At 68.8% G+C, this 25,197-nt stretch carries 21 protein-coding genes and 1 riboswitch; of the genes, 12 read left to right on the plus strand and 9 right to left on the minus strand.

All coding sequences use genetic code 11. From position 1 onward, the window contains the following. Positions 1-17 precede the first annotated feature (17 nt). The 3 genes from OHA21_RS30715 to OHA21_RS30725 are packed head-to-tail and all read left to right on the plus strand — an operon-like array spanning position 18 to position 4,329. Positions 18-641 carry a TetR/AcrR family transcriptional regulator gene (locus OHA21_RS30715; RefSeq protein ID WP_328460777.1) on the plus strand — a complete coding sequence of 208 codons (624 nt, stop codon included), beginning with the start codon at positions 18-20 and terminating at the stop codon, positions 639-641. Continuing rightward, entirely contained in the window at positions 635-2,374 is a 1,740-nt protein-coding gene (locus OHA21_RS30720; protein ID WP_328460779.1) for an ABC transporter ATP-binding protein, read from the plus strand. The genes OHA21_RS30715 and OHA21_RS30720 overlap by 7 nt, the downstream gene beginning before the upstream one ends. Further along, positions 2,371-4,329 (plus strand): ABC transporter ATP-binding protein, encoded by a 1,959-nt coding sequence (locus OHA21_RS30725; RefSeq protein ID WP_442874916.1) that lies wholly within the window; start codon positions 2,371-2,373, stop codon positions 4,327-4,329. Before OHA21_RS30720 ends, OHA21_RS30725 begins: the two co-directional genes overlap by 4 nt. Positions 4,330-4,393: 64 nt before the next feature. Here the strand turns inward: OHA21_RS30725 and OHA21_RS30730 are convergent, their stop codons facing one another. The 7 genes from OHA21_RS30730 to OHA21_RS30760 all read right to left on the minus strand — a co-directional run bounded on the left by OHA21_RS30730 (position 4,394) and on the right by OHA21_RS30760 (position 12,899). Further along, positions 4,394-7,348, minus strand: coding sequence for a Calx-beta domain-containing protein (locus OHA21_RS30730; protein WP_328460781.1), 2,955 nt, complete (start codon positions 7,346-7,348; stop codon positions 4,394-4,396). Positions 7,349-7,363: 15 nt separating this feature from the next. Beyond that, positions 7,364-7,443: riboswitch (cyclic di-GMP riboswitch) on the minus strand. A 333-nt stretch (positions 7,444-7,776) separates the two neighbouring features. Next, positions 7,777-8,394: a response regulator transcription factor gene (locus tag OHA21_RS30735; protein WP_328460783.1), complete on the minus strand. Its 618-nt coding sequence runs from the start codon at positions 8,392-8,394 to the stop codon at positions 7,777-7,779. Beyond that, on the minus strand, positions 8,391-9,557 hold the full coding sequence (locus OHA21_RS30740; protein WP_328460785.1) for a sensor histidine kinase: 1,167 nt from the start codon (positions 9,555-9,557) through the stop codon (positions 8,391-8,393). Before OHA21_RS30740 ends, OHA21_RS30735 begins: the two co-directional genes overlap by 4 nt. Next, positions 9,518-10,309, minus strand: coding sequence for an ABC transporter permease (locus tag OHA21_RS30745; protein ID WP_328460787.1), 792 nt, complete (start codon positions 10,307-10,309; stop codon positions 9,518-9,520). The genes OHA21_RS30740 and OHA21_RS30745 overlap by 40 nt, the downstream gene beginning before the upstream one ends. Continuing rightward, positions 10,306-11,142, minus strand: a complete 837-nt coding sequence (locus OHA21_RS30750) for an ABC transporter ATP-binding protein (protein ID WP_328460789.1) — start codon at positions 11,140-11,142, stop codon at positions 10,306-10,308. The genes OHA21_RS30745 and OHA21_RS30750 overlap by 4 nt, the downstream gene beginning before the upstream one ends. A gap of 84 nt (positions 11,143-11,226) precedes the next feature. Further along, a complete protein-coding gene (locus tag OHA21_RS30755; protein ID WP_328460791.1) occupies positions 11,227-11,913 on the minus strand; it encodes an ABC transporter permease in 687 nt (228 codons plus the stop codon). A 68-nt stretch (positions 11,914-11,981) separates the two neighbouring features. Then, positions 11,982-12,899, minus strand: coding sequence for an ABC transporter ATP-binding protein (locus tag OHA21_RS30760; RefSeq protein ID WP_328460793.1), 918 nt, complete (start codon positions 12,897-12,899; stop codon positions 11,982-11,984). Positions 12,900-13,154: 255 nt separating this feature from the next. Here OHA21_RS30760 and rnhA point away from each other — a divergent pair, with 255 nt between their 5' ends. After that, positions 13,155-13,613, plus strand: coding sequence for a ribonuclease HI (rnhA, locus tag OHA21_RS30765; protein WP_328460795.1), 459 nt, complete (start codon positions 13,155-13,157; stop codon positions 13,611-13,613). 11 nt (positions 13,614-13,624) lie between these two features. On the opposite strand, the gene OHA21_RS30770 is transcribed toward rnhA, so the two are convergent. Both OHA21_RS30770 and OHA21_RS30775 read right to left on the minus strand, forming a co-directional pair. Then, positions 13,625-13,978, minus strand: coding sequence for an MmcQ/YjbR family DNA-binding protein (locus OHA21_RS30770; RefSeq protein ID WP_328460797.1), 354 nt, complete (start codon positions 13,976-13,978; stop codon positions 13,625-13,627). Between the two features lie 53 nt (positions 13,979-14,031). Then, on the minus strand, positions 14,032-14,649 hold the full coding sequence (locus OHA21_RS30775; RefSeq protein ID WP_328460799.1) for a hypothetical protein: 618 nt from the start codon (positions 14,647-14,649) through the stop codon (positions 14,032-14,034). Between the two features lie 199 nt (positions 14,650-14,848). On the opposite strand from OHA21_RS30775, the gene OHA21_RS30780 reads away from it, so the two are divergent. The 8 genes from OHA21_RS30780 (at position 14,849) to OHA21_RS30815 (ending at position 25,072) form a co-directional block, all read left to right on the plus strand. Then, the gene (locus OHA21_RS30780) at positions 14,849-15,097 is read left to right on the plus strand and encodes an SCO4226 family nickel-binding protein (protein ID WP_328460801.1); all 249 of its coding nucleotides are present in this window, start codon (positions 14,849-14,851) and stop codon (positions 15,095-15,097) included. A gap of 111 nt (positions 15,098-15,208) precedes the next feature. Beyond that, positions 15,209-16,471 carry an ABC transporter substrate-binding protein gene (locus OHA21_RS30785; protein ID WP_328460803.1) on the plus strand — a complete coding sequence of 421 codons (1,263 nt, stop codon included), beginning with the start codon at positions 15,209-15,211 and terminating at the stop codon, positions 16,469-16,471. Positions 16,472-16,489: 18 nt separating this feature from the next. Further along, positions 16,490-17,440 carry a DNA polymerase domain-containing protein gene (locus OHA21_RS30790; RefSeq protein ID WP_442874917.1) on the plus strand — a complete coding sequence of 317 codons (951 nt, stop codon included), beginning with the start codon at positions 16,490-16,492 and terminating at the stop codon, positions 17,438-17,440. Positions 17,441-17,542: 102 nt separating this feature from the next. Beyond that, entirely contained in the window at positions 17,543-18,658 is a 1,116-nt protein-coding gene (locus OHA21_RS30795; RefSeq protein WP_328460805.1) for a sensor histidine kinase, read from the plus strand. Positions 18,659-18,660: 2 nt separating this feature from the next. After that, entirely contained in the window at positions 18,661-19,314 is a 654-nt protein-coding gene (locus OHA21_RS30800) for a response regulator transcription factor (protein WP_328460807.1), read from the plus strand. A gap of 77 nt (positions 19,315-19,391) precedes the next feature. Then, complete coding sequence (locus tag OHA21_RS30805; RefSeq protein ID WP_328460809.1) at positions 19,392-22,115, plus strand: EAL domain-containing protein; 2,724 nt, start codon at positions 19,392-19,394, stop codon at positions 22,113-22,115. Positions 22,116-23,255: 1,140 nt separating this feature from the next. Beyond that, positions 23,256-23,690 carry a TIGR03618 family F420-dependent PPOX class oxidoreductase gene (locus OHA21_RS30810; protein ID WP_328460811.1) on the plus strand — a complete coding sequence of 145 codons (435 nt, stop codon included), beginning with the start codon at positions 23,256-23,258 and terminating at the stop codon, positions 23,688-23,690. 473 nt (positions 23,691-24,163) lie between these two features. Next, a complete protein-coding gene (locus OHA21_RS30815; protein ID WP_328460813.1) occupies positions 24,164-25,072 on the plus strand; it encodes a TIGR03619 family F420-dependent LLM class oxidoreductase in 909 nt (302 codons plus the stop codon). The last annotated feature ends 125 nt before the right edge of the window (positions 25,073-25,197 follow it).

The following is a 25,197-nucleotide window of genomic DNA, read 5'->3' on the forward strand; positions in this document are numbered from 1 at the left end:
TCATTAAGCTTCGCGCCATGGAATCCCGACGCAGACGCGTCCCGGCCCTGGCGCCGGAGGAACGGCGGGCCGCCCTCATCGCGGCGACCATCCCGCTGCTGCACGAGCACGGCCTGGACGTGAGCACCCGGCAGATCGCCCACGCGGCCGGCGTGGCCGAGGGGACGATCTTCGGCGTCTTCGAGAGCAAGAGCCAGCTCGTGGTCTGCTCGATGGTGAAGGCGCTCGACCCGCAGCCCACGCTCGACGCCCTCGCCGCCATCGACCCCCAGGCCGACCTGCGGATCCGGGTGGCCGACGCGGCCGAGCTGGTGCACGCCCGCTTCATCGAGCACGCGCACCTGATGAGCGAGGCCCGCAAGTTGATCTTCGACAACAAGCCGGATCCGGAGGCACAGGCCCAGATGGCCGCGTCCCGGGAGCGGCTGCACCTCGCGATCGTCCTGCTCTTCCTGCCGGACGCGGCACGGTTGCGAGTCTCCGCCGACCGGGCCGCCCGGCTGTTGCTGCTGCACTGCGGCGCCAACGCGTTCGGGCCGTTCGGCGAGCCCGGGGCGTTCAGCGGCGCAGAGCTGGCGACCCTGCTGCTCGACGGCATCCTGACCCACACATCCGAACGGGGGGATCAGCCGACATGCTGATCAAACTGCTTCGCGTCCATCTGCGGCCGTACCGGACGGCGATCACCCTCGTGGTCCTGTTCCAGTTCCTGCAGACGCTCGCGACGCTCTATCTGCCGGCGCTCAACGCCGACATCATCGACAACGGCGTGGTCCAGGGTGACACCGGCTATGTGATGCGGGTCGGCGCCGGCATGCTCGGCATCACGCTCGTGCAGATCGCCGCGCAGGCCGTGGCGGTGTATTTCGGCGCCCGGACCGCGATGGCGGTCGGCCGTGACCTGCGCGCCTCGATCTTCGAGCGGGTGCAGACGTTCTCGGCACGCGAGGTCGGGCAGTTCGGCGCCCCGTCGCTGATCACCCGGAGCACGAACGACGTCCAGCAGATCCAGATGCTGGTGCTGCTCACGTTCACGCTCATGGTGTCGGCGCCGATCATGTGCGTCGGCGGCATCGTGCTCGCGCTGCGCGAGGACGTTCCGCTGTCCGGCCTGCTGCTGGTGATCGTCCCGGTGCTGGTCACCGTGATCGGCCTGATCATCGCGAAGATGCGGCCGCTGTTCCGGTCCATGCAGGAGCGCCTCGACCGGGTCAACCAGGTGATGCGCGAGCAGATCACCGGCATCCGGGTGATCCGCGCGTTCGTCCGGGACGACCACGAGCGGGCCCGTTACGAGGTCGCCAACGACGAACTCACCGACGTCTCGCTGCGGGTCGGCCGGATCATGGCGCTGATGTTCCCGACCGTGATGCTGATCGTGAACCTGTCCAGCATCGCGGTGGTCTGGTTCGGCGGCCACCGGATCGACTCCGGCGGCATGCAGGTCGGCGAGCTGACCGCGTTCATCAGCTACCTCATGCAGATCCTCATGTCGATCATGATGGCCACCTTCATGTTCATGATGATCCCGCGCGCCGAGGTCTGCGCGGAACGGATCAAGGAGGTGGTGGACACCGAAAGCAGCGTCACGCCGCCTGCGGCGCCGGTCACGACGCTGGCCCGCCATGGCGAACTCGAGCTCCGCGACGTCGACTTCCGCTATCCGGGGGCCGAGGCCGCAGTGCTTTCGGGGGTACGCCTGAAAGCGCGCCCCGGTGAGGTGACAGCGATCATCGGCTCCACCGGCAGCGGCAAGACCACCCTGCTCAACCTGATTCCCCGGCTCTTCGACGCCACCGGCGGCGCGGTCCTGGTCGACGGCGTCGACGTGCGCGAGTTGGACCCGGCCCTGCTCTCCCGGACCGTCGGGCTGGTCCCGCAGCGGCCCTACCTGTTCAGCGGCACAGTGGCGTCCAACTTGCGCTACGGCAACCCGGACGCTACCGACGAGGATCTCTGGGCCGCCCTGACGATCGCCCAGGCCCGGTCGTTCGTCGAGTCGATGGACGGGCAGTTGGACGCGCCGATTGCGCAGGGAGGCACCAACGTCTCCGGTGGCCAGCGGCAACGCCTGGCGATCGCCCGGACCCTGGTGCACCGGCCGGAGATCTACCTGTTCGACGACTCGTTCTCGGCGCTCGACTACACCACCGACGCGGCGCTGCGAGCGGCCCTGACCGAGCACATCACGGACGCCACCGTCGTGATCGTGGCGCAGCGGGTGAGCACGATCCGCGACGCCGACCGGATCATCGTGCTGGACGACGGCAAGGTGGTCGGCACCGGCACACACGACGAGCTCATGGAGACCAACCCGACGTACCGCGAGATCGTGCTCTCGCAGCTCACGGCAGAAGAGGCGGTTACCCGATGACCTCGCCTGACCGGCCGCAGCCGCGGCCCATGGGCGGCCCGCCGGCGGCCCGGATGATGATGGCGGGCGGACCGCCGGAGAAGCTCCAGGACTTCAAAGGCTCCACGAAACGCCTGCTCGGGCTCCTGAAACCGCAGCGTGCCCTGGTCGGTGCGGTGCTCGTGTTCGGCATCGCGAGCGTGACGCTTTCGGTGCTCGGCCCCTATCTGCTCGGCCACGCCACCAACGTGATCTTCGATGGGGTGATCGGCCGGATGCTGCCGGCCGGCCTCACCAAGGACCAGGCCGTCGCCGGCCTCCGCGACAGCGGCCAAGGCAGCCTCGCCGACGTGGTCGCCGGCTCCGGCGCGATACCCGGCCAGGGCATCGACTTCACGCGGCTCGGTCAGGTCCTCGCCTGGGTCACGGTGATCTACCTGTTCGCCTGGGTGTTCGGCGTGTTCCAGGGCCGGATCACCGCCCGGGTGGTGCAGACCGCGGTCTACGACCTGCGCAACCAGGTCGAGGCGAAACTGGCCCGGCTGCCGCTCTCCTACTTCGACAAGCAGGCGCGCGGCGAGGTGCTGAGCCGGGCCACCAACGACACCGACAACATCGCGCAGACCCTGCAACAGACGTTCGCCCAGCTCGTCACGGCGCTGCTGATGATCGTCGGCGTACTCGGTGTGATGTTCTGGATCTCCCCGCTGCTCGCGCTGATCGCGCTGGTCACCGTGCCGGTGTCGATCCTGCTGACCACGGCGATCGGCAAGCGGTCGCAGCCGCAGTTCGTCGCACAGTGGAAGGTCACCGGCCAGCTGAACGGCCACATCGAGGAGATGTTCACCGGGCACACCCTGGTCAAGGTCTTCGGCCGGCAACACGAGGCTGCTTCTGTCTTCAGAACCCACAATGATCGCCTATACGAGTCGAGCTTCCGGGCCCAGTTCATCTCCGGCCTGATCCAGCCGGCCATGATGTTCATCTCGAACGTCAACTACGTGCTGGTCGCGGTCGTCGGCGGGCTGCGGGTCGCGTCCGGCACGCTGACGCTCGGCGAGGTGCAGGCGTTCATCCAGTACTCCCGGCAGTTCAGCCAGCCGCTCACCCAGGTCGCCAGCATGGCCAACCTGGTGCAGTCCGGCGTGGCGTCGGCCGAGCGGGTCTTCGCCCTGCTCGACGCTCCGGAACAGTCGCCGGACCCCGCTCCGGTCCCACTCGACCGGGTCCGCGGGCAGATCGCGTTCGAAAACGTGTCGTTCCGCTATCTGCCGGACAAGCCGCTGATCGAGAACCTGTCGCTGACCGTCGAACCCGGGCAGACTGTGGCCATCGTCGGACCGACCGGCGCCGGAAAGACGACGCTGGTCAACCTGCTGATGCGGTTCTACGACGTGACCGGCGGGCGGATCACCCTGGACGGGGTGGACATCGCGACCATGCCCCGCGAACAGCTGCGCTCGCAGATCGGCATGGTCCTGCAGGACACCTGGCTGTTCGGCGGGACCATTGCGGAAAACCTGTCCTACGGAGCATCGGATCCCTCCCCCGCGTCGGTGCGACGGGCCGCGGAAGCCGCCCACGTCGACGGCTTTGTTCGGACTCTGCCAGAGGGGTACGACACTTTGATTGACGAGGAAGGCTCCAACGTCAGCGCCGGCCAGAAGCAGCTGATCACCATTGCCCGGGCTTTCCTCGCCGAGCCCAGCATCCTGATCCTGGACGAGGCGACCAGTTCGGTCGACACCCGCACCGAGGTCCTGATCCAGCGGGCCATGGCCACCTTGCGGACCGGCCGGACCAGCTTCGTGATCGCCCACCGCCTCTCCACCATCCGCGACGCCGACGTGATCCTGGTGATGGAGAACGGCTCCATCGTCGAACAGGGCACCCACGACTCCCTGATCGCGGCCGACGGCGCGTACGCCCGCTTGTATTCCGCCCAGTTCGCCCAGGCAGTCGCCGAAGTGGACTGACCAGGTATCCAGATACGGAACGGGGGCGGCCATCCAGCCGCCCCCGTAACGCTTGACTTGCTGCTTACTTGACGTTGACCCGCTTCAGGGCCGTCCAGCTGCTGTTCAAGATGCCCATGTCAGCGTTGCCGGTGACCATGGTCCGCAGAATGAGCTGGTTGGTCCGGGTCGTGACGGACCGCGTGTGCGAGCCATCCGCGCCGAGCTTGCCCGTGTACAGGTTCTGCCAGGCGCCGTTGACGTAGTTCTGCACCGTCACCGTGGAGCCCGCCGCCCTCGGGTTACCCGCGACCGTGACACTCACCTTGTCCCGGCTGGGCGAAGAAGCCCGCAGACTCGGGTTCTGCTTGACCCGAACAGTGACCTCGTTGTCGGAGAACATGTCGCCGACCGCGGTCTGGAACACGTATCCCTGCCCGATCCACCGAGCAATCGAGAAGTTGCCGGACGCGTTCGCCGTACCGGACGCCATCCGGGCGCCCTCGGCTTGGCTGCCCATCGCCCGGCCCCACAGCTCGACAGTGCTGCCGGGCTCAGCCATACCGGTAAAGGTCACGATGCCGCCACCGACCAGCGTGGTGGTCGTCGTGCTGATGGTGGGAGCGGTGGGCTCCGGATCGGTCGGGTCCGTCGGGTCGGTCGGGTCCGTCGGGTCAGTCGGGTCCGTCGGATCCGTCGGATCGGTTGGCGTAGTGCCGCCGTCACTGGCCGCGATAGTGATGACGCCGTCGGTCACGCTGCCAACGTTGCCCACACCGAAACCGGAAGCCAAGATCGACTCGGCTGGCTCGGCTGTGGCATCGTCGGTGATCGGGATGCTGACGATGGCCTTCTTGGTGCCCGGCAGAGTGCCTGCCTCGATGGTGACAGCCTGCACACCCGGGTTACTGAAGTCGTCCGGGCTGGCGGCTCGGTGACCGTCGGCCGCGCTTCCCACGAAGGTCACGTTGACCCGGGTCTCCGAGGCTGACATTCCGGTGACAGTGCCGGTGACGGCGACCGTTTGGCCCTCTTCAGTCGTCACACTGTCGACCTCGAGGTCAGGCGCCTCGTCATCATTGGTCAGGGTGACTGTCGCGGTCTTTGCTGTGGAGCTACCGAGGAAGGCATCGCTCGCGGCGGCGGAGATGTTGATCGCGTCGTCGCCCTCATGGATGCTGTCCCCGTTAACCAGGGCAATTGCATATCCGGTCATCGTGCCTGCCGGGATGGAGACCGTGCCGCCGAGCAGAGTGTAGTCGCCACTGCCCACAGTCGACGTAAGTGTGCCCGATGCGGTTCCGGTGGCAGTCAACGGCACGGAGATGTCGTGGTCACTGGCATTGCTCAGCTTCACCGGGATCAGGACCGCCGACGCGTCGTTGCCTTCCGCCAGCGTGTTGTCGGTCACGCTGATCGTCGGTGCATCGTCATCGTCCGTGATGCTGATCGTGGCATCGCCAGAGGCGGCAAGGCTGGTGTCTGAACTGGGCGAGGTGAATTCGATGAGGAAGGTCTCGGCACCAGCGGTCGTACCATTTACCCGGCCGCTTGCCCCCTCATCAATGGTGTCGCCGATGATGTCGACGGTGAAGGTCTGCGAGGTCGTTCCGGCCGGAAATACCAGCTGGCCGCTGTTCCTGACATAGTCGAGGCCAGCCACGGCATCACCCACGGCGGGCGTGACACTGTTGTTCGCAGTGTTCCAATTAGCGGTGACCGTCTGCCCGGATGCTCCGCTCAGGTTGGCGGTGAGGGTCACAGTCTTGCGACCGTCATTTCCTTCGGTGACCGTTCCCCCACTGACACTCACCGTCGGCGCAGCGTCGGAACCCGCATCGGCGATGGTGCCGTTCACCTTCGTCGTCGCACCCAGCGTCGCGTTGGTCGGCTGCGAAATCTCAATGGCGTATTCCTCGGGTGACAGCTCCTTGAGACCGTCACCGCTCAGCACGATCGGAATGTCGTAGGTCGTGCTGCCGGGCGCGATGGACAGTACCCGGCCAGTCGAGGCGGGATACGGGAAGTCGGTCCCCGGCACCGCCTTCCCCCGGCCCGCTGTCGCCGGCGAGGCGTCAACAGCGTCCCAGCGGAAGCCGATAACCTGCTCAGATCCGCTGCTCGCGGTAACCGTGTAGGTCACCGTGTTGCCCTCGGTCTGTGTGCCGGCCTTTGAAAGTGAGAGCGTCGGCATTGTCTCGTCGTCGGTGATGCTGACCGTGATCGGCGTGGACGTGGTAGTCGCGTTTACCAGCGCCCCAGGTGTGACAGTGAAAGTTTGTGGCCCGCCTTCGTACACAGTGTCATTGATAATCGGGATCGATACGGTCTTGACCGTCTCGCCAGGCGCGAAGGAGAACGTCCCTGTGGTCGTGGTGTAGTCCTGACTCGCGGTTGCCGTCCCGTTCGCCGTCGAGTAATCCGCAGTCACGGTCTGCCCCGAGGGCGCCGACAGCGTCGCGGTGAGCGTGACCGACCCGCCATTCTCGGCAACGGTGGTCTTGTCCGTGGAGTACGTGACGGTAGGTGTCGGGTCATTGTCGGTAATAGCCGCGTTGATCACCTCCGACTCCATTGCAACGTTGGAGGCTACAAAGGTGATCGTGTAGTTCTCGGTCGCCTCATCAAAGGCATCGTCGATCACATTGACGGTGGCGGTCTTGGTTTGCGCCGCGCCGCCGACGATAGCATCGAATGTGATTGTGCCGGTCGTGGCAGCAAAGTCGGCGGCGGAGGTTGCTGGCCCACTGCCAGGCGTGATAGTCCAGGTCACTGTCGAGCCCGCGAAGTCCACACCACCAGCAGTTGCGGCACGCACGATGCTGAAGCTGATAGCCGCCCCGCCTTCGGTGCCGGCGCCGTTGCCAGTGACGGTATAGCCAGTAATTGCCGCTGCTGCAGGCGAACTGATCATCAGCGTCGGCACGAGGCCCACCACACCGGCCACAGCTGCCGACAACACCGTTCGCAGGGCCTTCTTGCCACGCAGCGCGAACGGAACCGAGCCGCTCTTGGCCGCATGGGCTTCTTGATAGCGCATGTGTTTTCTTTCTCCTTCGGCGGCTGGGCTACCTCCGTCCGGGGAGGCCCCTAGCTTTGCGTCCCCGCCTCGCAGCGGGTTTGCCTGTTCGGGTACCGCACCTGAGGGGGCGGCTGGGGTACCGATAAATCGGTTGTGAGCAGCGCAAACGCTCGATCGAAGGTTCCTCATGAGGTCGCGCCATCCGTAATCTAACCGGCGTAACGCACCCTTACCGGCGGAACAGAATTTTTCTCCTAAATCCCCCAGCAGTCCGCAGGTGGCACGCCGGACCCGGGGAACCCGCGAAGAAGATCAGCGATCACAGCCCGCCAGCGCCCACTGCGGCCACAGCCATCCCGGCGACACCGCGGCCCTCATGACGATCTTGTGACCCCGCGCTGCGGCGAAGAGCCAGCGGCGGCACACGGGCCAGCCGGAAAGCCAGGTCAGAGCAGGCCGTGGCGCATCGCCGTGGTTACGGCGGCGGTGCGGTCGGCGACGTCCAGCTTGTTGAAAGTTCGCAACAAGTGGGTCTTGACCGTCGCCTCGCTGATGAACAGCTGTTTGCCGATCTCGGCATTCGTAAGACCAGCCGCGACCAACCTCAGCACCTCGGTCTCGCGTGCTGACAAGGCCGGTGGGGCCGGGCTACGCACCTGCCGGACCAGCGTCGACGCGACGCTCGGCGCCAGCACGGTCTCGCCGCGGGCGGCCGCCCGCACGGCGTCCGCCAGCTCCGTCGGCGAGGCGTCCTTCAGCAGGTAGCCGGAGGCGCCGGCCTCGATGGCGCGCAGGATGTCACGGTCCGATTCATAGGTGGTGAGGACCATGACCCGTATCCCGGAGGAGCTCGACAGGATCTGGGCGGTGGCGTCCACCCCGTCGCCACCGGGCATTCGGAGGTCCATCAGCACGATGTCGGGTCGTTCGGCCAGGGCCAGCGCGACGCCTTCGGTGCCGGAGGAGGCCTCGCCGATCACGGTGAGATCGGGCTCGGCGTCGAGCATGCCGCGCAAGCCCATCCGGACCACGGGGTGATCGTCGACGAGCAGGATGCGGATCACGCGGGGATCTCCAGTTCGACGGTGGTCCCGGATTCAGGGGAGCTGTGGATGGTCAGCGTGCCGCCCACCTGACCAGCCCGGGACCGCATGCCGGGCAGCCCGAACCCGCCCTCCGCGGAGGCGTCGAAGCCGACACCGTCGTCGCGGACGACCAGGCGCACCGAGGAGGGCGTGTACGCCAGCAGCACCGCAACCTCCGAAGCCGAAGCGTGCCGGCGCACGTTGGTCAACGCCTCCTGGGCCGCGCGCAGCAGCACGACCTCGACCCGGGTCGGCAGGTCACGCGGTTCACCGGTGACGCGCGAGGTGCAGGGCACGCCCGCCTCTTCGGCGAATCGGGTGCTCTGCCGGCGTACGGCGAAAGGCAGTGAAGAGGAAGCCAATGCCGACGGTGACAGAGCCGCGATGAGCGCCCGCGATTCGGCCAGGTTCTCGCGAGCGGTACGCACCGCGAGCGCGAGTCGCTCGTCGCGAAGCGACGGGTCGGCGGCCTGGATGAGCGTGATGATGCTGGTGAAGCCCTGCGCGAGGGTGTCGTGGATCTCGCCGGCCAGGCGGTTGCGTTCGGCCGCGACGCCGGCCTCGTGGGAGAGCCGGGCGAGTTCGGCGCGGCTGGCCTCGAGTTCGGCGATCAGCTGGGCGCGCTGTTCGCTCTCCTCGGCCATTCTGGTGATCCAGACGCCGATGCAGATGCCGGCGGCGGTGGAGATTGCCGCGATGACCAGGTCGATGGCGATCCCGCCGGGGTCGGCCCGGAGCTCGGCGACGACCGGGATCAGGTTGGCGATCAGGACCAGGACGACCGCCGTGCGCAGCGGGACCAGCATGAAGAACACCGGGATGACCATGAACATCAGCCAGGTGGACAGCGGCACGGCGAACACCGCCACGCCGAAGAGCAGCAGCTGGACGAGGCTGACCAGCAGTGCCGGGGTGCCCTGCTCGTCACGCAGGATCAGCGGGCGGGCGGCGAAGAGGTAGAGCAGCCCGATGGCCGCGATGGCGCCCACCGCGATCGCCTGCCGAGCGGGTGAGAACCAGTCCGTGGCGATGGCCGCGGCCGCCACGGCGACCACGACCACCACGAAATACAGGTCCCAGAGCCGGAGGGACGGTGACGGGGTCACTGGTTTCGGGAGGTCCAGCGGAACGTCACCAGGCACAGCACCAATCCGATCACACACCAGATGCCGAGCACCATGGCCACCATGCCGAGATCCCAGGTGCCGCCGATCTCCTGGGCCTTCGCCTCGTCCGGCAGGAAGACGTACCGGAAGCCTTGCGCCATCCAGCGGACCGGGAAGAGCGACGCGAAGTTCTCCAGCCAGTCCGGCAGCTGGCTCATCGGCTGGATGAAGACGCCGGAGACGAACTGCAGCGCGACCACCGGCACGTTCAGGATGGCGCCGGCGTTGCGGGCGTTCTTGACCAGCGCGCTGACCGCGATGCCGAGCAGCGAGCAGCAGATCACCGAGAGCAGGAAGATCCAGGAGAAGGTCACCCAGTGGCTCGCATCGGGCAGCGGCATATCGAAGATCAACACCCCGACCAGGAGCAGCACGGCCGCCTCAGCGACGCTCAGCGCGAGCACCAGGAGGGCTTTCCCGATGAGGTACGCCGAAGCCGGCATCGGTGTCCCCCGGAGCCGCTTGAGCGTCCCGTCCTCCCGGTCCATCGCCAGGCCGGAGCCCATGGTCACGAACGCCGTGTTCAGGATCCCGTACGCGACCATGCTCGCCGTGAAGACCTGGCTCGCGCTGACCCCGGAGTCGTTGTACTCGTCCCCGAAGATCGTCCCGAACAGCAGCAACAGCATCGCCGGGAAGAAGAAGGTGAAGACCATCGCGGTCTTGTCCCGCAGGAACTGCAGCAGCTCCACGTGACCACGACTGACGCTCATCCCAAGGGTGGTCATCGGGCTGCTCCGATCAGGCTGAGGTAGGTGTCTTCGAGGGTCGGCCGGGCGATGGTGAGCGAGGTCAGGTCGACGCCGTCCTCGAGCAGCCGGCGCAGCAGCGGTGCGGGGTCGGCGTGCTGCTCGGTGTGCGTCACGCCGTTCTCCCGCCATTTGACGACAGCGTGTGCTGCGGCCCGCCCGCCCAGCGTCGTCGGGGTGCCTTCGGCGACGATCCGGCCGTCGGCGATCACCGCGAGCCGGTCGGCGAGGGCTTCCGCCTCGTCCAGGTAGTGGGTGGTGAGCAGGATGGTGGTGCCGTCGCCGGCCAGCGTGCGGATCAGGTCCCAGAACTGGCGGCGCGCCTCCGGGTCGAAACCGGTGGTCGGCTCGTCGAGGAAGAGCAGCTCGGGACGGCCCACGATGCCGAGGGCCACGTCGACACGGCGTCGTTGGCCGCCGGAGAGCGTACGGATCTTGCTGTTGCGCTTCGCGGTGAGGCCGACCAGGTCGATCACCTCGTCCGGCCGGCGCGAGTCCGGATAGAAGCCGGCGATGTGCCGGACCATCTCGTGCACGGTCAGGTCGGCCGCGTCCTCGGCGTCCTGCAGCACGATGCCGATCCGGGTACGCCAGGCCGAGCCCGCCTTGCCCGGGTCCTCGCCGAGCACGCGCACGTCGCCGCCGGAACGCCGGCGGTGACCCTCCAGGATCTCGACCGTGGTGGTCTTGCCCGCGCCGTTCGGTCCGAGCAGCGCGAAGACCTCGCCGCGGGCGACGACGAGATCGATTCCCGCGACCGCGTCCCGGTCGCGATATGTCTTACGAAGTCCACTTACCTCGATGGCTTCCATGCAGACGATCGTGCCGTGACGGGGTACCCCGGCGGGACGTCCGCGCGGCTGTCACCGGCTGTCAACCGATCGATGGACAGCGGCTCACTCCCACCGGAAGTTGCGGGCCGCCGCGGTCAACCAGACGACCGCCCACAGTCCCAGGCTCAGCCAGATCGAGAACGGCACCGACCCGCCGGTCATGGTCTCCCGTAGCGCGTGCGCGTGCGCGGCGAGCGGCAGCAGGAACCAGCCGACCGTGCCCAGGTCCGGCGCGGCGAACATGATGCCGCCGACCGACAGCATCACCACGTAGATCAGCGTGGCGGCGCCCGTGGTGGTCTCCGGTTTCAGCACGCTGGCCAGCAGCAACGCCAGGCCGCTGTAACCGGCCACGGCCAGCACGGTCACGCCGGCGGCAGGAAGCAGCGCCTCGGGATGTGGGCGCCACCCGACCGCGAAGCCGACCAGCGCCAGGACCGCGACCTGGAGCACGATCTGCACCAGCACCGAGCCGGTCTTGGCCAGCAGCAGCCCGGGCCGGGTCAGCGGCGAGGCGCCGAGCCTTTTCAGTACGCCGTAACTGCGCTCGTAACCCGTGGTGATCGCCTGGCCGGTGAAAGCCGTCGACATCACGGTCAGCGCCAGCACCCCGGGAACCACGAAACCCAGCCGGTCATCGGTGGGCAGATTGGTCACCTCGAACAGGCCGGCACCGAGCAGAACCAGAAGCGGTACGCCCATCGCCAGCACAACGGCCTCGCCACGGCGGGCGGTCAGCAGCAGTTCCATCCGGAGCTGCTTGCCGATGATTGTGCGCATCGGGGCCCGGCCGGGAGCGGGCGTAAAGGTTCCGGCGCTCACTCGGCGGCTCCTACGGTCAGATTCTCCCTGCTCAAGGACAGGTAGACGTCCTCGAGCGTACGGCGGCGACTGCTCACCGCGGTGACGTGCGCGTCCACTGCGGCGAACCAGCCCAGCACGTCGGCCAGGCCCTTGGTGTCGAGTTCGCCGGCAATCGCGTACTCACCCGGCGAGCTCTCGGTGACCTTGCGGTGCGCCCGCAGGCCGGTCAGGTCGAGACCCGGATCGGCCCGGACCTCCAGCAGGTCGATCCCGGCCGCGGCGGTCAACTCGGCCGGTGTGCCGGTCGCCGCGACCTTCCCGGCTCGCATGATCACCACATCGTCGGCGAGCCGCTCGGCCTCGTCCAGCAGGTGTGTGGTGAGCAGAACCGACACCCCGTCAGCCCGCAGCTCCTCGATCAGCTGCCAGGTGGTGTGCCGGGCCTCGGTGTCCATGCCGGCCGTCGGCTCGTCCAGGAAGACCAGCTCGGGGCGGCCGACCAGGGCGACGGCCAGGCTGAGCCGCTGCTGCTCGCCACCGGACAGCCGGCGGAACCGGGTGCGCTCCACTTTGCGCAGACCCAGCCGGTCCAGCAGCATCTCGGTGTCGAGCGGGTTGGCGGCGAATGAGGCGAACAACCGCAGGATCTCCCCGGCGGCCGCCCACGGGTAGACGCCACCGGACTGCAACATGATCCCGAGCCGGGGCATCAGCTCGTCGTGGTCGCTGACCGGGTCGAGCCCGAGAACCCGGGCCTCACCCGCGTCCGGCCTGCGGAAACCCTCGCACACCTGGAGCAGGCTGGTCTTCCCGGCACCGTTGTGGCCGAGCAGGGCGAGCACCCGCCCGCGTGGCACGCACAGCGACACGCCGTCCACCGCTGTCGTGTCGCCCCAGCGCACGACGGCGTCTCGTACCTCAACCGCGGCCACGTCGCCACCCTCCACGAGTCCCGCCCCACCAGGTCTGCCCTGTTTCCGTCCGCCACGGCCACCTTACGGCGAAGCCGGCCGGCCCTTGCCTTGCCCGTCCGCGAGATGGAATGCCTCACCCTCTGTACTACCCCGGGCCCTCAGGCTCCCGGACAGCCGCACGCGATGAACCACCCGCCAGGAATGAATGCTGCTCGTTGCTCCCTCCGGGCGGCGGCCAGGCTGGTCAGGGTGCGGTTGGGTAGGGTGCCCGGAATGAGTGACCCGACCGTGGTGGAGATCTACACCGACGGAGCGTGCGTGCCGAACCCCGGACCGGGCGGGTGGGGCGCTGTTCTCCGGTACGGCCGGGCGGAGAAGGATCTCTGTGGCGGCGAGGCCAACCCGACCACGAACAACCGGATGGAACTGATGGCGCCGATCCGCGCCCTCGAAACGCTGAACCGGGCCCCACTGGTCGTGCACATCTACACCGACAGCGTTTACGTCCGGGACGGCATCACCAAGTGGATCCCCCGGTGGAAGGCCAACGGCTGGCAGACCGCCGCACGCCAGCCGGTGAAGAACGTCGACCTGTGGCAGCGCCTCGAAGAAGCCGTCCGCCGGCACGAGGTGCAGTGGCACTGGGTGAAAGGCCACGCCGGACACCCCGAGAACGAACGCGCCGACCGTCTCGCCGCCCGGGGCCTGCGCGAAGCCCTCGGCCAGAGCTGACCCGGCCGGGCTCAGCCGGAGTCCGCAGACTCCCGGTAGGCGGACCACACCTTCTTGGGCACGGTCATCGTCCAGGCGTCGATGACCAGCTCGGTCATCCGCTCCCGGTCCAGGCGCTCGAGCCAGGCCTCCACCCAGTGATATCGCAGGTCGGATGGTCGGGGCAGATGGAAGGTCTCGGGGTCGGAGGCGATCAGGGCGTCCCGCTCCTCCTTGGGATAGCCGAAGCCCATCTCGGTCTCGTCCCGGGAGAACGCGACATAGACGATGCGGCCGACCCGGAACTTGACCCTGTCCCGGATCAGGTGCTCCTCGCTGCGTGGCAGGTCGCGCGCGACCCGGCGTACGTCATCGATGGTGACCATGCCGAGGACGGTAGTCCGGGGGTACGACACTTTCCGGCGCGGCGCCGGAGGGGTCATCCGCCGCGCGGACGGGGCACGTGCGGGTCGACCGGCTCGTCCGGGGGGACCACCTTGGCCCGGGCCACGCGGTCCGGTGGCAGCACATAGGTGGCAGCGCGGACCAACTCCTCCGGTACGGTGTGCCGCCCCCGCCGCGGCTCGGGTTCGCGCTGCTCGGGCACCAGGTCGGCGACGCCGGACCAGCGCGGGTCGGGCAACGACGAGTAGGTGACGCCGCCGGTCGCCGCGGGAGGTGGCAGCCCCGGACCGGTGTGCGGGGGCGGCGCCGGGAAACCGGGCGCGACCTGCGGAACCGGTTTGGTCGGCCCCTCGACCGGCGCGGGCGGCAAGGGCGCAGGGGGCACCGGAACTGTGGGCGATTCCTGCGCTGCGGCGTCCGCGGGGACACTGGCCGACCCTTGGACCGGGCCGCGATCACGGCGGCGGCCGGCTGCTCTCGCGGCCATGCTGAAGACGTTGCGGGTGGCGGAGTCGTATCCATGGCGGAATGCCTGTTCCCGGTCCGGCCCGCTCTGGTGCCGCTGGTGCACCCGGCCGATGGCGTATCCGGTGCAGGCCAGCAGCGAGGCAAGCAGGAGCAGAAGGATCACGATGTCGCCCGGTGCGGTCATCGGCGGGTCCACGGGGTGCGCTCGCTCATGCCAGCATTGTGGCCATTTTGATAGACCGCGAGCTATGGCCCGTTTGACTTACCACGAATGAATTAGCTCGAAGGCTCAACCTTGGCGAGCCGGCTTTCTAGGTGTTCTGACCGATGTCCGGCCTCCGGCCGCGACCCATGCTGGCCGAAAGGAGAAAGGAGACGGTTCGATGGCGAAGTTCATGGACGTGCACGACGGATTCTTCGGGGTCACCCAGGAGCAACTCGACGCCGCGCACGACGCCGATCTGAAGATCGAGGGCGAGGAGGGCGTGCATTTCGAGAAGGCGTGGCTGGACCGGGAGTCGGGAAAGGCGTTCTGCCTCAGCACCGCGCCGAGCAAGGAGGCGGTGATGCGGATCCATGAGCGGGCCGGTCATCCCACCACCGAGGTGTACGAGGTCACCGCCGAGGTATGACCAAGATCATCTTCGTCGCTCTGCGTAAGGACGCGGTGATAGGTCACGAGTTGACACCTTTAGGAGTGGAGTAGCACGGTAACCCCAGTTGTCCATATGAATGGGGTAGGCATGCTCTCCACGCGACGAGCCCTGGCGGCCGTCGTCAGCGTCGTGGTGCTGGCGGCGTCCGCCTGCGGTTCGGCTGACGAGGATTCCGGTTCCGCCAAGGTCGAGGTCTTCACCTGGTGGGCCGAGGGCGGCGAGAAGGCCGGCCTGGATTCCCTGGTCAGCCGGTTCGGCACGGCATGCCCCGGTCAGGAGTTCGAGAACGGCGCGGTGGCCGGCGGCGCCGGGATCAACGCCAAGCAGGTGCTCAACGCGCGGATCGCGCAGAACGACCCACCGGACACGTTCCAGGTCCACGCCGGAGCCGAGCTCGCCGACTACATCGCGGCCGGCCGGGTCCAGGACCTCTCCGCCGACTACGACTCGTGGGGCCTGCGCGCGGCCCTCCCCCAGGGACTGCTCGACGACCTCACTGTCGACGGCAAGCTCTACTCGGTGCCGGCGAACATCCACCGCGCCAACGTGGTCTGGGCCAACAGCCAGGTGCTCTCCGACGCGGGGATCCTGCAGGCGCCGAAGAATCTGGACGCGTTCCTGCAGGACCTGGCGAAGCTGCGCCGAGCGGGAGTCGAGTCCCCGCTCGCGCTCGGCCGGGACTGGACCCAGCTGATGCTGCTCGAGTCGGTGCTGATCGCCGACCTGGGCGCGAAGCGGTTCGCCGGGCTGTTCACCGGGGCGACCAGCTGGAAGAGCAAGGCGGTCCGCGGGGCGCTGAACGACTACGTCCAGCTGCTCGCCTACAGCAACGCCGACCGTGACGCGCTGGACTGGCCCGACGCGGAGCGGTTGCTCATCGACGGCCGGGCCGGCTACCAGGTGATGGGCGACTGGGAGGCCGCCGATCTGGCGGCGAAGAACTTCCAGGCGTACGAGTACTTCACGTTCCCCGGCACCGAAGGCGTCTTCCAGTGGCTCGCCGACTCGTTCGTGCTGCCCGACGGCGCCGGCAACCCGGACGGCACCCGGTGCTGGCTGAAGACCGTGGCCTCGGTCGACGGGCAGCGGGACTTCAACCTGGCGAAGGGCTCGATCCCAGCGCGGACCGATGTGGCCGGGGACGGGTTCTCGGCGTACCAGATGGACGCCATGGCGGACTGGAAGACAGCCACCCCGGTGCCCTCCTGCGCCCACGGTTCGGCCTGCTCACAGGACTGGCAGAACACCGTGAACGCCACCCTGGGCGCCTTCTCCACCGCGGCCGAAAAGGATGTCCCCGGTCTGCAGGCGGCTCTCGCCGCGACAGCAGCCCGGTACGTGCAGCAGTAGTACGGCACGATAGGGGTCATGGCCGATGAACGGGACGGCGTACCGCTGACCAACCTGGACCAGGAGCTCTTCCCCGACGCTGGCGTCACCAAGCGGGACCTGATCGATTACCTGGACGCGATGGCCGACCGGCTGATCCCGGTGCTGCGGGACCGGCCGCTCTCGGTGATCCGGGTGCTCCGCGGCCAGGACCAGTTCATGCAGAAGAACCTGCCCAAGTACACGCCGGACTGGGTGCCGCGGACCAAGATCTGGGCCGATGCTTCGCATCGCGAGGTGACGTACGCGCTGGGCAACGACCGCCGCACCCTGCTGTGGTTCGGCAACCAGCGGGCAGTCGAGTACCACCCGGCGCTGATGCTCGCCGGTTCACACCACCCGACCCACCTGATCATGGACCTGGATCCACCGGAGAACGGCGGATTCCGGCTCGCCGTCGCGGCGGCCCGGCTGGTTCAGCAGGTGCTCACCGAGGCCGGGATGCCCGGTGCGGTCAAGACCAGCGGGTCCAAGGGGGTGCACGTCTTCGTGCCGCTGGCCCCGGACGCCGCGCCGGAGGACGTCGCGGCTGTCCAGCGCGCCGTCGCGGCCCGCGCCGAACGGCTCGACCCCGACCTGGCGACGACCGCGTTCATCAAGGAGGACCGGCACGGCAAGGTGTTCCTGGACGCCACCCGGGCCGGCGGAGCGACCGTGGTCGCCGCGTACAGCCCGCGGATCCGGCCGGGCGCGCCGGTGTCGTTCCCGGTGGACTGGGCCGACCTCGACTCCGTGACGCCCGGCGACTTCACCGTACGCAATGCGGCCGGGCTGGCCGGTGACCGCGACCCGTGGGCGGAGGCGCTTCCTGGGCCGGTTCCGCTGGAAAAAGGGCTGGTCGAGGAGGGGCACACCATCCCGGTGGCCCGGGTCCAGGCCATGCACGAGGGCAAGCGGCGGGCCCGCGCGAAAAGGGCCGCGCAGGAATAACCGACTACACCGTACGGTGTACGCCGTACGCGGGAGGAGTCGATGCAGGTGACCACACCGGTACGACGCGCCCGCCCGGGGGACGAACCTAGCGTTCCCGGCATGACGAAGAACTTCACCTATGTGGCCGCCGCCCTCACCCTGGTGGGGGTCCCGGCCGGCATCGCGATCACCGGCGGCACGACCGACATCGTGATGGTCCCGAGCCTGGCGGCCGGGGTCGCCGGGCTGGTGCTGACCTCCCGCAGGTGGCCGGTCGCCTCGCTGATCATGACTCTGCTCGTCGTGGCGGGCTGGCGCTCGTCGTACCTGATCGACGCCGGCTGGATATGGCCGGCCACCGCCGCCTTCCTCGCCGTCGTGCTGGCCGGCCGGTTGCGGACCGCCGTCGTCATCGGCGTGACGGCGCTGGCGTACGCCTTCGCCTGGGACGGCTTCGTCACCATGCAGTCCTCCGACCAGGTGTACGCGCACGTCGGCGGCGAGGCGCTCTGGCTCGGCGCGGTGCTGGCCGGCGCCACGGCGTACCGGAACACGCTGCGCTGGCGTGCCGAGGTCGCCCACCGGATCTCCCGGGACGAGCAGCAGCGCGAGATCGACGCCCGCCGCCGCCGGGCCGAGGAGCGCGTGGAGATCGCCCGCGACCTGCACGACGTGGTCTCGCACACGCTGGCCGTCGTCGGCGTTCACCTCAACGTGGCCATGGACTCCTTCGAGGCCGAACCGGACGAGGCGAAGGCCTCGCTGAAACTCGCCCAGGAGGTGCGCAGCAAGGCCATGACCGACCTGCGCGCCCTGGTCGGCGTGCTGCGCGAGGGTGAGCTGCCCGCGCTGGAGAGCCTGGACCAGCTCCTCGACCAGGTCCGCGAGGCCGGGCTGAAGGTGTCGCTGAACGAGTTCGGCGACCCGGTCGACGTGCCCGCCCCGGTCGCCACCGCCGTCTACCGGGTGGTGCAGGAGTCGCTCACCAACACCGTCCGGCACGCCGGCGCCACCCGTGCGGTGGTCACTCTGCGCTACGCGCCGCACCGGGTCGTGGTGGACGTCCAGGACAACGGGCAGCCCGCGCCGGAGATCACCGACGGGCACGGCATCGCCGGGATGCGGGAACGGGTCGCGGCGCTCGGCGGCGCGCTCACCGCCCGGCCGGGTCCGAACGGGTTCACCGTACGTGCCGACATCCCGATCGCCGACGTCGTTGACGTCGTTCCGGAGTGAACATGCCCATCACGGTTCTCCTCGCCGACGACCAGCACCTGGTCCGCGCCGGTTTCCGCAGCCTGCTGCGGCGCGGTAGGGACATCGAGGTGGTCGGCGAGGCATCCACCGGCGACGAGGCGGTCCGCACCGCCCGGGCGCTGCAGCCGGACGTCGTCCTGATGGACATCCGGATGCCCGGCATGGACGGCATCACCGCGACGCGGGAGCTCCTGAAGACGCTGGCCACCAAGGTCATCATTCTGACCACCTTCGAGACCGACGAGTACGTCTTCTCCGCGCTCGCCGCCGGCGCCAGCGGCTTCCTGACCAAGGAGGTCGATCCGGACGGCCTGCGCACCGCGGTACGGGTGGTCGCCGCCGGGGACGCCCTGCTCTCCCCCAGCGTCACCCGCCGGGTCGTCGGCGAGTTCGCGCACCGCCCGGCGCCGGCCGCCGCCACCCCGGGCGGCAGCCGGCTGGCCGTGCTCACCGAACGGGAGCGCGAGGTCGTCCGGCTGGTCGCCTCCGGCCTCTCCAACGAGGAGATCGCCCGGGAGCTCGTGATCAGCCCGTTGACCGCGAAGACCCACGTGACCCGGGCGATCGCCAAACTCGGCGTCCGGGACCGGGTACAGCTGGTCATCGTGGCGTACGAGGACGGTCTGGTGGGCTGAAACACTCAGAAGCGACCCGTGCGGCCCGATGTCCCGGATGTCCACCCGAAGAGGTGGCGAACCCGGAGGCTCGTCGGATGCCAGTCAGCAAGGCAGCCCCGGACCCGATCGCGGAACGCCGCTGGGTCCGTCTCTGCGTCACCGTGGGTGCGCTGTTCGCCGTCCTCGCCGTCCTGATCGGCACCGGAGCCGGTGGCCCCGGCACCACCCGGGCGATCTGCCTCGGTTCGGTCCTCGCCGGGGCGGTCGCCGCCGCCGCGGCCTGCCTGTGGCGGTCACGCGGCTTCACCGGCCGGGCCCGCTGGGGTTGGACGACCTTCGGCGTCGGGCTGCTGAGCTGGGGTCTCAGCCAGTTCTCCTTCCTGCGCCAGGCCGGTCCACCGGTCGAGGCCACCCCGCTGCCCGTCGGACCGGGCCTCGGGATGCTGGGCATGGCGCTGGTCGCGGCCGGTCTGCTGATCCTGCCGAGCGCGAGTCAGCCGCTGGTCAACCGGATCCGCAGCGTTCTCGACGGTCTGCTGATCGCGGCGTCGCTCGTACTGGTCGGCTGGGTCTTCGCGATCCAGCCGCTGGCCGACCGGATCCCGGTCGGGCCGCCCTTCTACTACGCGCTGGTCTATCCGCTGGGCGGCATCGTGCTCGCCACCATCGCCGTCTACATGCTGCCGCAGCAGCGGAACCGGCACGGTTGCGGCGCGCACATGGCGTTCATCGCCGCAGGCCTGACGGCCTTCACCATTGCCGAAGCCGGGTACGCCTACCAGGGCCTGATCCACGACATCAGCGCCGGCCGGACCGCCGACCTCGGCTGGCTCGCCGGATACGCCCTCATCGTGATCGGCGCCGCGCGCCCGCGTACGCGGCCAGTCCCGCTGATTCCCCTGTCGGCGAGCGTCGGAACCGGCGCTGTGCTGCTGCCGTACGTCGCGGTCCTGGCCGCGGTCGGCGCCACCGTGCTGTTCCACGTGCAGAGCGGCGGCAGTCACCCGTTCGTCGCCTTCACCCGCTCCGGGCTGATCCTGCTCATCATCGGGCGGCAGCTGCTCACCCAGCTGGAGAACCGCGACCTCACCCGGACCCTGGAAGCCCGGGTCGCCGACCGTACCGCCGAACTGTACGCCCGTGAGCAGCAGTTCCACGCCCTCGTGCAGCACAGCTCGGACGTGGTGACGGTGGTCAGCCCGGAGGCCGACGTGATCTACCAGAGCGAGTCGGTACACCGGGTCCTCGGCTACGTGCCGCGGCACCTCACCGGTCGCCGCCTCACCCAGCTGCTCGACCCGGCATCCGGTCACCGGTTGGCCCAGGCGATGCGGCAGGTGGCGGGTCGTCCGTACGCCACCACGGTCTTGGAATTGACCGTCCCCCACCGCGACGGCCGGCCCCGCCAGGCCGAGATGACCATCACGAACCTGCTGGACGATCCGCACGTGAACGGTCTGGTCCTGAACACCCGGGACATCAGCGAGCGGATGGAACTGCAGGAACAGCTGGTGTACGAGGCGTACCACGACCCGCTGACCCGGCTCGCCAACCGTGCCCTGTTCCGCGACCGCACCGCCGCCGCGCTGGACCGGGGCGCCGACGCCACCGTGCTGCACCTCGACCTGGACGGCTTCAAGCGGGTCAACGACAGCCTCGGGCACCTGGCCGGCGACCAGCTCCTGGTCCAGGTCGCCGACCGGATCGGCGCCTGCGTCCGCGACACCGACCTGGTGGCCCGGTTCGGCGCCGACGAGTTCGGGGTGCTGCTCGAGGACGACGGCACCGACGAGGTGGCCCGGCGCATCCTGGACAACCTGGAGACGCCGATCGTCATCGGCGCCCGCCAGATCCACGTGCGCGCCAGCATCGGCCTGGCCGGCGCCGACCTTATCGGCGAAGTCGACAGCGACCACCCCGGCGAACGCGCCGAACAGCTCATGCGCAACGCCGACCTGGCCATGCACCACGCCAAGGCGGCCGGCGGCGGCGTCTTCGCCCGCTACCGCACCCGGATGCGCGACGGCCTGATCGAACGCCTCGAACTCGAATCCGACCTGCGTGCCGGCCTGGAACGCGGCGACCTGCGCCTGCACTACCAGCCGACGGTCGACCTGGAAACCCACGTGGTGGTCGGCTTCGAAGCGCTGGTCCGCTGGTCCCACCCCACCCGCGGCATGATCAACCCGCTGGACTTCATCCCGATCGCCGAGGCCACCGGCCTGATCGTCCCGCTCGGCCGCTGGGTCCTGCACGAGGCCTGCCGCCAGGCCGTCGCCTGGACGACGGCTGCCGGCGGCCGCCCCCTCAAGATGTCGGTGAACGTCTCGGTCCGCCAGTTCGACCAGCCCGACTTCGCCGAGACCGTCGCCGCCGTCCTCGCCGAAACCGGCATGCCCGCCGACCGCCTCTGCCTGGAGATGACCGAAAGCGTCCTGATGTCCGACACCGAGGCCAACCTCGAGCAGCTGGTCCGCCTCAAAGCCCTGGGCCTCACCCTGGCCATCGACGACTTCGGCACCGGCTACTCGTCGCTCGCCTACCTCCGCCGCTTCCCGGTCGACACCTTGAAGATCGACCGCTCCTTCGTCGAACGCCTCGGCGTCCTGGAGGACGACACCGCCCTCACCGACACCATCGTCCGCCTCGGCCGCAGCCTGGGCATGGCCACCGTCGCCGAGGGCATCGAAGAATTCGGCCAGCTGGCCGCCCTCCGCGAAATGGGCTGCGGTTTCGCCCAGGGCTACTACTTCTCCCGCCCGGTCCCCGCCGCCGAAGCCGGCCGCCTGTTCCTGGAAGGCGCCGAAACCCCCGCCTGACCCCACCCCTCTCCGGCCGGCCACCATCGCTACCTGTCAAGCCCGCCACCTGTTCAGCCGGCCAGCCTCGCCACCTGCTCAGCCCGCCACCTGTTCAACCGGCCAGCCTCCTGGTCGGCCGGCCTCGCTCCCAGGCCGGCCGGCAACCGCCAGAAACGGCACGGCTGCCGCATAGATTTACCTTTCCCCGGCCTGCTCCGTTTTGCGCCACCCTAAGTATTGATAACCGATCCGCTCGCATCGCCAAGCTCTGCATGAGTTACCTGATACCTCCAGGAAAACTTACCAAAAAGGCCGGAAGACCGGACCACCCCTGGGATTAGCAGTCATTTGCTGCCGTCGCTCGAATTTTCCCGACTAACGCCGGACGGGACAGGCCGGCCTCTTGGATTCGGGTGCTCGACATCGGCACTCTCGCCGCACACAGGCACCACTCGTGGGCCGCGGGTAGCACCGCGCGCTCGACGCAACCGGTCAGCGTGGCGACGGCGAAGCCCTCGTGCGCGATGACACTCGTGCTGACGACGGAATTCTTCGGCAACTGCCGAATGATTACGCGACGCCGTCCGGTCACGCATTTCAGCTAACTGTGACGCGGTGAAGAACTGCATCTGCCCCATGCAATTATTCTCCTCGCATCGCGCGACCAAGTCCAGGCCGCGGTCATATTGATCATGCCAATTATCGGCACCACCACCGAATTTCCGATCGGGATTCCGGTCGAGTGCGCCCGCATCCTGCAAAGGAGGCGGGCGGCTTAGGAATTCGATCGGAATCAGGTAGCTGGAGAGTGCAGCCAGAACCCCGCCGAGCCAGGAAGCGCGGCGAGAACCGAGCAACTGGGACAAGCGGCCAGGACCGAGCTGGGCGCGGGAAACGGCCAGGACCGAGCACACGCGGAAAGCGGCCGGGAACCGGGTGGGCGCGGGGACCGGCCGGGAATCCAGGTGGGCGCGGGAACCGGCCGGGAACCGGGTGGGCGGTAAGAGCGGTCGGGCGGAAGCCAGCGGGAGCCGGGCAGGCGGGAACCGGGCGGGCCGGGAAAGCGGGCGGCCGGGAAAGCGGGCGGGCGGGGATAGCGGCCGGAGACCGGGCGGTTTGGGAGTGTGGCGGGGTGGTTGGGGCGCGTAGGGTCGCGGTGTGGGTTCGCTTGAGGACGCTTGGGAGTTGAGCCGGGGTGAGTCCGGGCTGGCGATCGTGTCGACCGTCCGGGCGGATCTGACCGTGCAGTCGACGCTGGTCAATACCGGGTTGATCAACAGCCCTGCGGACGGGGCGCCGGTGCTGGCGTTCGTCGCGGTCGGGGCGGTCAAGCAGCGCAATCTGCGGGAGCGACCACAGTTGGCCGTGGCGTTCCGTAACGGCTGGCAGTACGCGACCGTCGAAGGAACAGCTCTGTTGGCCGGGCCCGACGATCCGCAGCCCTGGCTGGACGCGGAGCGGCTCCGGCTGCTGCTGCGCGAGATCTTCACGGCCGCCGGCGGTACCCACGACGACTGGGATACCTACGACCGCACCATGGTCAAGGAGCGCCGGGCAGCAGTGCTGATCACCCCCACCCGCATCTACCCCTAACATCCGGCCCGTCACCTGGGCCCCGAAGCAGCACCCAGCGACAGCCGAGGCGACCAGCTGACAGCCAACGCTGCCTCCCGGCCGCCGAAGCAGCACCCAGCGACAGCCGAGACGACCAGCTGACAGCCAACGCTGCCTCCCGGCCGTCGAAGCAGCACCCAGCGACAGCCGAGACGACCAGCTGACAGCCAACGCTGCCTCCCGGCCGTCGAAGCAGCACCCAGCGACAGCCGAGACGACCAGCTGACAGCCAACGCTGCCTCCCGGCCGCTGAAGCAGCGGTCGGTGACAGCTGAGGGTGATCGGCTGATGGCCGACGTTGCTTTGGAGGGCTGAGGCGGCGGTAGAACGCGGCTGGGGTGAGCTGGTGGAGATGCTTCAGCCCGGCGGTCGCTGGGCGGCCTTGCGTTGGGCCTGGGTCGCGCGGCTTGGCGGGACTCTTCGTCGACCCGTACAAGGGATAGGTTTTCTGGATGTTGATCAGTTTCGGATTGCCGGTGTCGGGTGCCTGGGCGCGGCCGGAGACGCTGACGAGGATCGCGCAGCGAGCCGAGGCGGGTGGGTATCACGGGCTGTGGGCGTTCCAGCGGCTGCTGATCGGTCGCGGACAGGAGATAGCGCCGATCTATCACAGCGTGCTTGATCCGATGGTTGCGCTGACGTGGGCGGCGGCCATCACCACCCGGATTCGGCTCGGGGTGTCGGTGATCAACCTGCCCTATGTGGCGCCGGCCTACCTGGCTAAGCAGGTGGGCAGCCTGGATGTGTTGTCCGGTGGGCGGTTCGATCTGGGGCTGGGGACCGGGTGGTCGGAGCCGGAGTTCGTGGCGACCGGATCGGATCCGAATCCGCGGGGGCCGCGCACCGAGGAGTACCTGGCGGCGCTGGCGGCGCATTTCTCCCAGGGTGAGGGGGAGTTCGAGGGGCGGTTCTACCGGGTTCCGCCGAGCCGGATGGCGCCGGCGCCGGTGCAGCCGGGTGGGCCGCCGGTGCTGCTCGGCGGTGGTGCGGAGGTGGCGTTGCGGCGGGCCGGGCGGCTGGCAGCCGGCTGGGTGAGCAGCAGCCGGGCGAGCCTGCCGGAGATTGCGCGGGGCGCGAAGATCGTCCGCGAGGCGGCGGAGAAGGCCGGCCGTGACCCGGGCGCGGTGAGGATCGTGGTGCGCGGCGTGGTGCAGGCGGGCGAGCGGGATGAGGCGATTCCGCTGTCCGGGAGTTGGGAGCAGATCAGAGAAGGGGCGCAACGGTACGCCGAGGCCGGCGCGACCGAGCTGTTCTACGAGCCGAACTGGGATCCGCGGATCGGCGGGCCGGACGCGGATCCGGCGACTGCGGCGGCGCTCGGCGAGGAGGTGCTCACCGCCCTGGCACCGGGCCGAAGTTGATCACCGCGAGCCCGAGCCGAAGGTGATCAGCGAGCCCGGGCCGAAGATGATCAGCGCCAGGTCGGGCCGAAGTTGATCATTGGGACTGCGGTGCCGAGGATGCCGGGAGATCGACTGATTACCCT

Source organism: Actinoplanes sp. NBC_00393, assembly GCF_036053395.1.
Taxonomy (GTDB): Bacteria; Actinomycetota; Actinomycetes; order Mycobacteriales; family Micromonosporaceae; genus Actinoplanes.